Annotated in this window: 3 protein-coding genes; all 3 read left to right on the plus strand. The window is 29.8% G+C overall.

Annotation, left to right across the window (positions count from 1 at the left end; all coding sequences use genetic code 11):
* Positions 1-188: 188 nt before the first annotated feature.
* Positions 189-1,091: a hypothetical protein gene (locus tag Q0870_RS15325; RefSeq protein ID WP_298556765.1), complete on the plus strand. Its 903-nt coding sequence runs from the start codon at positions 189-191 to the stop codon at positions 1,089-1,091.
* Between the two features lie 173 nt (positions 1,092-1,264).
* Entirely contained in the window at positions 1,265-1,663 is a 399-nt protein-coding gene (locus Q0870_RS15330; RefSeq protein WP_298556767.1) for a hypothetical protein, read from the plus strand.
* Between the two features lies 1 nt (position 1,664).
* Positions 1,665-2,066 (plus strand): contact-dependent growth inhibition system immunity protein, encoded by a 402-nt coding sequence (locus Q0870_RS15335; RefSeq protein WP_298556769.1) that lies wholly within the window; start codon positions 1,665-1,667, stop codon positions 2,064-2,066.
* Positions 2,067-2,258 lie beyond the last annotated feature (192 nt).

Raw genomic sequence — 2,258 nt, forward strand, 5'->3', positions numbered from 1 at the left:
TCGCGGACTTTCTATCTGTGATTTATTTGCTAAATTTAATGCTTAAACACGCAACGAAATCATACACTAGAACGTTGTAGTGCATTAAGAAAAACCCCAAGAACCAACCTTATTTTGTTCAATTACAATTCTAGGTATGATAATTGTATGAATCAAATTTATTATTAAAAACGAATAATTAAACAGATATGAAATACCATTTATTACTCCTCATTAAAATCTCAATATTCTCATTATTATTCTCTTGCAAAAGTGAAGTAAATCAAGAATTAAAAAAAGAAGAATCAAAAAAAGAGATAATATCTGACCCAAAAGTTAAAATACACAAAAAATATGCTCGTGAACCAAAACAATTAGAACAATCAATTAAAATTAACAGGCGAAGAATTGACCGTGTCCTATATTTAGCAGCAGCTAAACTGTGTCGGGATTACAATTATAATAACACTTTTGGCTCTAATCGAATTGAAATAATTAATAGTAATCAAGGTAAATATCTTAATTCTGAAGGAAACATCACAAAACAAAACTGTTGTACTGAATTTTTCCCAGAACCATTTATTTCTCCAATGGAGTATTATTACTATTTGTTTTATGGTGAAACTGAAATAATAGATAATAAAAATAATGTTTTTGCATTGGAAAAAATCAGAAAAAATCCCAACAAAGAAGATTATGAATTCTTCAAAGAAACTTTAAAAGAAATAGATACAGAAAACTTATTTTCAAATAATTTAATTCGTTCATCTCTTATGACTTACGACTTTAAATCAAAAACATATCCTATTAGTATTAAAATAAATGAATTTGAACAAATAGGTGTCAATTTTAGAGGACTAAAATTATCCCCACTAACCTCGACTCCTAAAGGCTTACAAAAAAGAGGTAATGATTTTTATTTTTTCCTTCATATGGAGCCAGATGAAGCGGAAAAACTATTTAATTCCTCAGGAAATGAATTGTCGACTGATGTTACTTATTCCTTGAGTATTCCTGAAAAACAAATCAGACCATATTCATTCGTAAGAAAAATTAAAAACATAGTTTGGTACTCAAAGGATGGCGAAATGGTTGCCGAAGTTAATTTATAATAAAAATAACGCACTACAACAAAGTATATAAAAAATTGCTATTTTGTGCTTAACCAATGTTAGTTGCTTTGTTTGCTAGCTTCTGATTTTCCTTCGGAAAATCCTCGCACACAAACACGCAACTTTCCATATACATAAACGTTAGCAACAAGCAAAAATCAGAACGCTGAAAAATGAAAGAAGTTAAAATTGAAGTCTATAACAGAAAACAAAAAGTTATGACTACTCTTTATGTTGAACAATTATCTGAAAACAAATTTCGGATGATTGACAATGATTTATTTAATAAACAATTGACTTTAGGTGTGGAATTTAAAACTAAAATCAATTCTGAAAACAGACACGAGGTTGTAAAAATTCTGAAAGAAACGGAATTTATTACTCGAAGATTTGGACTGACACCAAACTATAAAGAATCTGATTATCGAATGCTCGGAGAAGAATTGACAAAAAGAGGTGGATTTTGGCAAGTTGACCTTGGAAGTATTGCGACTGTGAATATTCCAAAAGATTTTGAATTTAACATTAATCAAGTAATTAAAGATTTAGGATTAGTAGAAATAACAGATTAAAATGCAATCAAAATCAATCGAACAATTAGAAAATGACTATTGGAAAGAACCACCTGAATTTCCAACTAATTTGGTTAAAAGGTGTTTTGAATATAGAAAAATAAAAGTTTCAGAATTAACAATCGAACAAATTCGACTTTTGATTTCGCAAAAAATCGGAATTGAATTTTTAATTGGAATAGCATTAGAAAAACTTGGACAGAATATAATTGTCGAAGGAGATTTGTATGAGGGAGATTTATTAGATTCTGTTTCAAAAGTGCCAACTGAATTTTGGAATAAAAACTCAACTGAATTTCTGAATTTCAAGAATATCTTTGAGTCTAATAAAGAAAAAGTTATATCGGAACTCGGAGAAAAAGAATTTGACCGAATTTCGGAAAGAATAAAAGCCAGTTGCTAACACCGTATATAATTTATTGCTGGTTCTAGCTTACTTACGAAAATCCTCGCGGATTTTCTATTCGTTTTTATTTGTTAACTTAGTTGCTTAACCACGCAACAAACCATATACAAACACGTTGGAGTGAATTCCTGCGTCATTCACTCCAACGTCCCGCGAATAAGATTTGGAGCGACTGCCAAAAGGCACTCA

The sequence above is a fragment of the uncultured Algibacter sp. genome, assembly GCF_947487575.1.
Lineage (GTDB): Bacteria > Bacteroidota > Bacteroidia > Flavobacteriales > Flavobacteriaceae > Algibacter_B.

What these genes read in the sequence shown, in the direction of transcription:
- Q0870_RS15330 (WP_298556767.1), top strand. Translation starts at nt 1,265, where the DNA reads ATGAAAGAAGTTAAAATTGAAGTCTATAACAGAAAACAAAAAGTTATG.
- Q0870_RS15335 (WP_298556769.1), top strand. Translation starts at nt 1,665, where the DNA reads ATGCAATCAAAATCAATCGAACAATTAGAAAATGACTATTGGAAAGAA.
- Q0870_RS15325 (WP_298556765.1), top strand. Translation starts at nt 189, where the DNA reads ATGAAATACCATTTATTACTCCTCATTAAAATCTCAATATTCTCATTA.